Below are 7,715 nucleotides of genomic sequence, written 5' to 3' on the forward strand. Positions count from 1 at the left end.
AGCCATAGCCCCATCATCGGTGCCGACGTCAGCAACCGTCATCGTCATCTCAGTATTGGTCCGTTCTCGCCCCGTGCAGTGCGAAGGTCAGCAGTGCTGGTGTCTCACCCCATCCTGACGCACAGGGCTCGAGCGGGAGCGCTTGTTCAGTCGCGCGTGGATCTTCGTGGGTCACGAATCAGAGATCCCTCAGCCCGGCGACTACGTGGTGCGGCGAGTGCTCGACGACTCGTTCATCGTGGTGCGCGACGAGAGTGGCTCCGTCAAGGCGATGTTCAACATGTGCCTGCACCGAGGAATGCAGGTGTGCCGGGCGGAAATGGGCAACGCCTCGCACTTCCGCTGCCCGTATCACGGCTGGTCGTACCGCAACGACGGACGAATCGTGGGGCTGCCGTTCCACGAAGAGGCGTACGGTGGCGAGGCTGGCTTCAATCGCAAGGGAGCCCGCCTGCTTCCGGCGCCGAGCCTCGACAGCTACAACGGGTTGATCTTCATCAGCATGGATCCGGATGCGCCACCGCTGATCGACTACCTCGGCGATTTCGCTTTCTATCTCGACTACTACACGAAGCAGAGCTCCTCGGGCATCGAGCTCCGCGGCCCGCAGCGCTGGCGGGTGAAGGCGAACTGGAAGATCGGCGCAGAGAACTTCGCCGGCGACATGTACCACACGCCACAGACCCACACCTCGGTGGTCGAGATCGGCCTCTTCCGCGAACCGAAGGCGGAGAAGCGTAAAGACGGCAACACGTACTGGGCGGGCAACGGCGGAGGCACGACCTACAAGCTTCCGGAGGGAACGCTCGAGGAGCGGCTGCGCTACGTGGGCTACCCCGACGAGATGATCGACCGGATGAAGGAGGTCTGGTCCCAGGACCAGCTCAATGTGATCGGCGAGAACGGCTTCATGATCTCGGCGGCCTCGATCTTCCCGAACATGAGCTTCGTGCACAACTGGCCGAAGGTGGAAGACGGCGACGACGTGCTCCCGTTCATCTCGATCCGTACCTGGCAGCCGATCAGCGAGAACGAGACCGAGGTGCTTTCCTGGTTCGCCGTCGACGCAGCGGCACCGGAGGAGTTCAAGGCTCTGTCGTACAAGGCGTACCTGATGTGCTTCGGCAGCACGGGGATGTTCGAGCAGGACGATGTGGAGAACTGGGTGTCCCTTACGAACACCGCGAAAGGGAATATGGCGCGGCGCTTGCTGCTGAACAGCCGGATGGGCGTGCTGAAAGACGGCAGATTCGTCGTGGAGCCGCTCGGACCGGACGCGTTCTCTGGCCCGGGCGTGGCCCACGTCGGTTACGGAGAGTACAACCAGCGGCATCTGCTCGAGCGCTGGGCGGACTACCTCGAGACGGAGCCGACCGCGCTGATCATCTCGTCGGTGGGGATGCCGGAGGGGCTGTCATGACCGAGGCGCGCTGGGTTCGACTGAAAGAGTCGCCGCTCGGAGCACATACGACCAAAGCCACGCGGGTGGGGAGTTCGTTGTCGTTCTCGGACGGCCTGCATCTGGAGACGCACAGGTGGCTCGTCGAAGAGGCATACATCCTCGACGAGCAGCGGTACGAGGACTGGCTCGACCTCATCGCCGACGATGTGCACTACATCATGCCCGTGCAGGTCACTACCGCGCTCGGCGCCGGGTACTCGACGTCTCCGGGCATGGCGCATTGGGACGAGAACAAGTACTCCCTGAGCCGGCGGGTCGCCCGCTTCCTCACGGAACACGCCTGGACAGAGGATCCGCCCTCCCGGCTCCGTCACTTCGTCACGAACGTGCGCACCTTCGAGAGCGACGTCCCGGGCGAGGTCGTCGTCGATTCTGCGGTGCTTCTTTTCCGCAGTCGCGGCGACGTGCACGAGCCCGCGGTGATCTCGGCCGGCCGCGAAGACGTTCTGCGACGTGTCGGCGGCGGGTTGCAGCTCGCACGCCGAACCATCACGGTCGACGAGTCGGTCTTGCGCACACAGAATCTGGCGATCTTCCTATGAAACTCGAATGGGAAGGCGAAGAGGACGACCGCATCGCGGCCATCGCAGCAGCAGACGAACGTCAGCGGCTCGAAGACCAGCGGGTAGGGGCTCCGATCTCGATCGCCAATGAGTTCTCGGAGATCCGGGTATCTCGCGTGGAGACACGCAACGGCTCCCGGCTCCTGATCGAGTCGCCGCGATCCGGGCAGTGGGTCGCTCTCGATCCGCTCGAGCTCGAGGCGCTGACCTGGCAGACTACGGCGACGTTCTCCGCCATGATCGCCCAACCGTTCGCACCGATGTTCCCTGAGATAACGCCTGAAGAAGCAGGAGAGGAGTGACACATGCCTGTCGTGAAAGCGGATCTCGGGCTCTGTCAGGGCTACGCCAACTGCATCATGGCCGCGGGAGACTATTTCGATCTCGATGACGACGGCGTCGTGATCCTGCTCAGAACAGAGGTCGACGAGGCCGACCGGAAACGGGTCACCGAGGCGGCGAACAGCTGCCCGGTTTCCGCGCTCCGGGTGGAAGACGAATGACGACAGCGATTGTCGGTGCGTCGATCGCGGGGGTACGGGCCGCGCAGGCGCTTCGGGCAGAGGGGTATCGCGGAGACGTTGTGCTCATCGGCTCCGAGCCCGTGCTGCCCTACGACAAGCCGCCGCTGTCGAAGGGATACCTCGTCGGTGCAGGTGCAGCCGAGGTCACGCTCCTCACGGCGGCGGAGGCGCTCGAGCTTAACATCGACCTTCGTCTCGGTGTGCCGGCGGTAGGTCTGGACCGTGCGTTGTCGGAGCTCCGGCTGGCGAATGGACGGCGGGTCGGCTTCGATGACCTCGTGGTGGCGACCGGCGTCCGCGCGCGGCCGTCGCCGTGGGGTGAAGGCGAGGGAATCCATGTGCTGCGGACACTCGACGACGCAGACCGGCTGCGCGCCGAGCTAGTTCCCGATCGCAGGATCATCGTCATCGGAGCGGGCTTCATCGGCGCCGAGGTCGCCGCGACCGCTCTTGGGCTCGGAGTCGATGTCACCCTGGTCTCGGCGACACGCGACCTGATGTCACGCCGGCTCGGTGACGAGATTGGCGCCCTCTTCTCGCAGAAGCACTCCCGGCATGGCGTACATGCGGTTCTCGGACGGACGGTCGCGCAGATCGACGGTGCGAAGGGAGACTTCCGCGTGCTCCTGGATGACGGTTCCGAGCTCCACGGTGATGTCGTCGTCATCGGCATCGGGGCAGTGCCGAACGTCGAATGGCTCGAGGACTCAGGGCTCGAGATCGACGACGGTCTCGTCTGCGACGAATTCCTCACGGCACTCGGCGCCCCGGAAATCCATGCGATCGGCGATGTTGCGCGGTGGCGGCATCCGGTTCGCGGCGATCTCACCCGTCTTGAGCACTGGACGAATGCGGTCGACCAGGCGCGCTGTGTCGCGCACAACATCGCTCATCCCGACGACCGACGCTCATATCTGCCTGTCGAGTATGTCTGGAGTGACCAGTTCAACTGGAAGCTGCACATCGTCGGTCGCACGACGGCAGTCAACCCCGAGATGGTGACGGACCCTCGAACACCCGACCGGATCGCGTCTCTGTACTCTCAGAATGGTCTGTCATTCGACGGGGCAGTGGTACTGAATTGGCCCCGCGCTCTCGTCGAAGTCCGCCGGTCCATCGCAGCGGGATCGTCGCTTTCCGACGTTCGTGTACGACTGGGCCGGCTGCTCGAATCGGCGTCCGGATAGACCTGGACGGGATCGCCTTGCCCTTGATGGCGGCCCTGAGGGCCGGCAGGAACGATACAGTTTCTGTTGTGCAGAGAAATAGAGCAGCCGACGGAGTCGATGCGGCTCCGCAATACCGATCGAGTCGGTCGACAATGCCCTGAAACTCCTGCTCCTGCTCGGTGAGAAGAACGAACTTCGACTGACGGACGCCAGCAAGCACCTGGGTGTCGCGACCTCAACGGCGCATCGCATCCTCGCGATGCTTCAATGGCGAGGATTCGTGCGGCAAGACCCGCGAACGAAGACATACGGGCCAGGGCCGTCGTTGACCACGATCGCCTTCTCGGTGCTGAGAAAGATGGACATCCCGCAGATCGTGCAACCGATCCTCGAGGAACTCAGCCACCAAGCCGGCGAGACGGTTCACCTCGGCACGCTCGACGGCAACTCCACTCGCTTTCTCGCAGTCTCGGAACCGACGACGGCGGTGCGAGTCGCTTCACGGTTGGGCAAGGAGATGCCGGCCCATTGCACCTCCACGGGAAAGGTTCTCCTGGCGCAGCTCCCGCGAGAACAATTGGACCGTCTCTACCCCGACGAGCAACTCTCACAGGTGACTCCGCAGTCGATCCGTACCAAGACCGAGCTCCTCGCACAACTGGATCTTGTCGCGAAGCAGGGCTATGCAACGAACCGGGAGGAGAGCGAGGAGGGCGTGGCCTCGGTGGCCGTGGCCGTTCCCTCGGCGAGCGGGCTGCGGTTGGCGATCAACGCATCTGCCCCGGTGTTCCGCTTGCCTCCCCGCAAGGTGAAGACCCTCGTCGCACTCCTCGATGAGGCAGCCGTACGTCTGGCCGACCTGACCTCCTGAAGGCTCGTCGTCTCTTTCCCCTGCGACCTGGTGCAGGGGTCGTTCGGCGCGTTCTGAAGAGAGCTCGAGCCATGCTGGACTGTTGGCGCCGCGCAAGCTATTGTGTCTTCTAGTTAGGAACAAGTTCTGCTCAGCAGATAAATATGCGAAGAGGATGATCAATGCAGATCGTACTGGTGCACGGCGGATGGGTAGGCGGCTGGGTGTGGGACGGCGTCGCCGACGAATTGCGCAGAATGGGGCACGAGGTGATCGCGCCGACGCTGCGCGGTCTCGAAGACGGTGACGTGGACCGCTCCGGCGTCACGATGAGCATGATGGCGCGCGATCTGATCGATCAGGTAAGAGAGCTCACCCAGCTCGACATCGTGCTCGTCGGTCATAGCGGCGGAGGTCCGCTCATCCAACTCGTCGCTGAGGCGATGCCCGAGCGCATCGGCCGGGTCGTCTTCGTCGACGCCTGGGTGCTGCGCGACGGCGAGACCATTAACGACGTGCTCCCCGATCCGTTGGTCGCAGCGACGAAGGCGCTTGCGAGTCAGTCCGACGACAACACCATCGTCATGCCGCCTGAGCTCTGGGCCGCGTCTATGCAGGACATGTCCCCGTTCGAGCAGCAGCAGCTCGCCGCGCTCGAGCCGAGGCTCGTCCCAGCGCCGGCAGGCTGGTCCGATGAGCCGATCCGCCTCGACCGGTTCTGGGCGAGCAGCATCCCGTCAAGTTATGTGTTCCTCGCTCAGGACCAGGCCGTTCCCGCTGAGATCTACCAGGCCGCGGCCGGGCGGCTTGATAGTCCGCGCACGATCGAGATCGACGGAAGCCATTTGGTGATGCTCACGCATCCGGAGAGGCTCGCACGGGCCCTCGACGCCGTCATTGCCTAACAGGCCTGGGGAAGCTATGGATTCGATTTCACGCCCAGACGACGTCGCGCCGATCTCGTACACCGAACTGGCGCCGTCGGGTGCGCCTGCTCGGTGGATCGTCCTCGTGCACGGGGGTGGTGCCTCGAACGAGTACTATCTCGAGACGCCCGACGGCCGACAGGGCTGGGCGGCACGATTCGTATCGCATGGCTACGGTGTGCTGGTGGTGGACTGGCTGGGGTTGTCCTATGAGGCGGCCCAACACGTCGATGATCGTGCGGCGTCTGCGCGGCTGGACTATGAGAGCGTGTGCCGAGGGATGGGCGTGTTCCTCTCTGGTCTCGGCCGGAACGTCGTGCTGGTCGTGCACTCGATGGCAGGTCCGATTGGCTTCCGCCTCCTAGAGACGCATGGCGATCTCATCGACGGGCTCGTAGCCGTCGCTCCGGGCCCGCCTGGAAATATACAGGCGGTGCCCGAGATCGTGAGGGAGTCCGACCAGGAGGTCTCCATCCGTGGAGCGGCCATCGACTGGACCATCCCGAAGATGGGTTTCTGGGAACCCACAAGCGCCTTCGTGAACGACAAGGCCATCGGACCCAGCCGGCGGTTCCCCCGCGAGTGCATCGAGGTGTTCCGCCGCACCCTTCGGCCGATCCCGGCCCGGATGCTTTATCAGCGTCAGAACATCGGTGGGAGCCAAATGAGGATCGGGCCGACCGACGCGTTCACGAACAAGCCGATTCTCGTCTTCACGGGTGGAGCCGATACCGACCACCCCTCGCAGCTGGATCAGGACATCGTGGCCTGGCTCACCGATCAGGGCGCCGCCGTCACCTTCTGGTCGTCCGAACTGCCTCTTCTCGCTGGGAACGGCCACTCGCTGATGGTCGAAGACAATAGCGACGAGATCGCTGACGAGATCGCGCGGTGGATCACGGCGCTCTGACTCGCCACCGTATCGTCCCGGCCATTATTTCAGCCGACCCGACGTCCCCAACAGCGGAGGAGAACGCCAGTCGTTTCCTTCGTGTCACTCGAGGGAACGCTGTGCCAGCTCGTTGCCGACTACGACTTGGTCGATCGGGCCCTTGCTCGAACTCCTCATTTCATACGTCTGGCGATGGACTCAAGGGAGATGTTCGCCGACGGCCGCGTGCAACTCCAGGTCATCGGTGGACAGCTGAGGCGTCTGCCACGACGCATCGAGACGATCGGTTCGCAGCTCGAACGGAACGTTCGGGCTGAGCATAAGGATGTTCCGAGACCTCCAGGAACGCGGATGGATCGGTTCGTTGGTCGGGGAGCTGACGACCACCCTGGTTGGCGTGGCGCTTATCGTCGCTGCGGTGCTACTTTCGGTCTCGGGGGGTGGCCCCCAGCTCGCCCCGACGTCGCACTCCTACCGTTCCTAGGGGCGGGGTGGTCGGCCTCGCGGGCAGGCTCCTCGTGCTGAGGCCGCTGCGCACCTCCTTGATGCGCACCACGCTGATCGCCGGATCCTGGCAAACTATCCCGCGACGCGAATTCGCAGGGGGTGTCGGCGCGACTTTCGATCGACGTACAGTGCCGTCCGTTAACAAACGATCGGTTCGTGCGACCGAACTGTCGAACGCCTGTGCATCGCTGCGGCGAGTTCCTCATGGCGCAGTACCTGGGTTTCGCTTCCGGAAGAAGATTTCACGAACCCCAGCGACACGGTGTTGCGGTGACGTTCGACGAAAGAGAAGAAGGATGGCCCGGCGAATCCCAATCGCGCGAAGTCTCGCCTTCGAAATGACAGAAGCGCTCCTGTGCTCGCGCGTCGGTTACTTCGCACCTTCTAGGTGTGACGTTATCAATTAGGGTGATGACGACCGGTGACGGGTACCGGTACCTGCTGAACTCTGTCGTGTCCGGTGACGGCGACCGCGACGCCTCGTCTGTGTTGACGCGGTATTACGCGGAGGCCGGGACTCCTGGCTCGATGTAGCGCCGAGGGGGTCGCTACTGGTCGGTTCCGACGTTGTGTTCAACCCAGTCGCGCAGATGCTTCAACGGGGCGGCTGCGCTGTGTCCGAGGTCAGTAAGTTCGTACTCCACGCGAGCGGGAACCTCGGGGTAGACGGTGCGAGTGAGCAGGCCGTGGTCTTCCGGAAAGTGTCAAGGCGGGTGAGACAGATTCCGTCAGGCGGTCTGTATGAGGGCCTCCTGTGAGGGCTGGTTGATCCAGGCGGCCTCGGGCAGCTTGGGCGCCTGGGGTCGGCGGTGGCCGAAGCGC

Annotated in this window: 9 protein-coding genes and 1 pseudogene; 9 read left to right on the top strand and 1 reads right to left on the bottom strand. The window is 63.8% G+C overall.

Annotated features, from left to right (window positions below; all coding sequences use genetic code 11):
• The first annotated feature begins 166 nt into the window (after window positions 1–166).
• The 9 genes and pseudogenes from FE256_RS16890 to FE256_RS16925 all read left to right on the top strand — a co-directional run bounded on the left by FE256_RS16890 (window position 167) and on the right by FE256_RS16925 (window position 6,404).
• Window positions 167–1,420, top strand: a complete 1,254-nt coding sequence (locus FE256_RS16890) for an aromatic ring-hydroxylating dioxygenase subunit alpha (RefSeq protein ID WP_005054956.1) — start codon at window positions 167–169, stop codon at window positions 1,418–1,420.
• Window positions 1,417–2,004: a 3-phenylpropionate/cinnamic acid dioxygenase subunit beta gene (locus FE256_RS16895; protein ID WP_005054954.1), complete on the top strand. Its 588-nt coding sequence runs from the start codon at window positions 1,417–1,419 to the stop codon at window positions 2,002–2,004. Before FE256_RS16890 ends, FE256_RS16895 begins: the two co-directional genes overlap by 4 nt.
• The gene (locus FE256_RS16900) at window positions 2,001–2,327 is read left to right on the top strand and encodes a hypothetical protein (RefSeq protein ID WP_005054953.1); all 327 of its coding nucleotides are present in this window, start codon (window positions 2,001–2,003) and stop codon (window positions 2,325–2,327) included. Before FE256_RS16895 ends, FE256_RS16900 begins: the two co-directional genes overlap by 4 nt.
• A gap of 3 nt (window positions 2,328–2,330) precedes the next feature.
• Window positions 2,331–2,528, top strand: coding sequence for a ferredoxin (locus FE256_RS16905; RefSeq protein ID WP_005054951.1), 198 nt, complete (start codon window positions 2,331–2,333; stop codon window positions 2,526–2,528).
• Window positions 2,525–3,736 (top strand): NAD(P)/FAD-dependent oxidoreductase, encoded by a 1,212-nt coding sequence (locus FE256_RS16910; protein WP_005054949.1) that lies wholly within the window; start codon window positions 2,525–2,527, stop codon window positions 3,734–3,736. Before FE256_RS16905 ends, FE256_RS16910 begins: the two co-directional genes overlap by 4 nt.
• A gap of 118 nt (window positions 3,737–3,854) precedes the next feature.
• A pseudogene (locus tag FE256_RS18605) lies at window positions 3,855–4,001 on the top strand (helix-turn-helix domain-containing protein); the annotation flags it as partial.
• A 42-nt stretch (window positions 4,002–4,043) separates the two neighbouring features.
• A complete protein-coding gene (locus FE256_RS16915; protein WP_223159176.1) occupies window positions 4,044–4,589 on the top strand; it encodes an IclR family transcriptional regulator in 546 nt (181 codons plus the stop codon).
• Between the two features lie 161 nt (window positions 4,590–4,750).
• On the top strand, window positions 4,751–5,473 hold the full coding sequence (locus FE256_RS16920; RefSeq protein WP_005054944.1) for an alpha/beta fold hydrolase: 723 nt from the start codon (window positions 4,751–4,753) through the stop codon (window positions 5,471–5,473).
• 16 nt (window positions 5,474–5,489) lie between these two features.
• A complete protein-coding gene (locus FE256_RS16925) occupies window positions 5,490–6,404 on the top strand; it encodes an alpha/beta fold hydrolase (RefSeq protein WP_005054941.1) in 915 nt (304 codons plus the stop codon).
• A gap of 1,037 nt (window positions 6,405–7,441) precedes the next feature.
• Here FE256_RS16925 and FE256_RS18395 read toward each other — a convergent pair.
• On the bottom strand, window positions 7,442–7,537 hold the full coding sequence (locus FE256_RS18395) for a hypothetical protein (RefSeq protein ID WP_370651862.1): 96 nt from the start codon (window positions 7,535–7,537) through the stop codon (window positions 7,442–7,444).
• Between the last annotated feature and the right edge of the window lie 178 nt (window positions 7,538–7,715).

Source organism: Microbacterium sp. 5K110 (assembly GCF_005774735.1).
Taxonomy (GTDB): Bacteria; Actinomycetota; Actinomycetes; order Actinomycetales; family Microbacteriaceae; genus Microbacterium.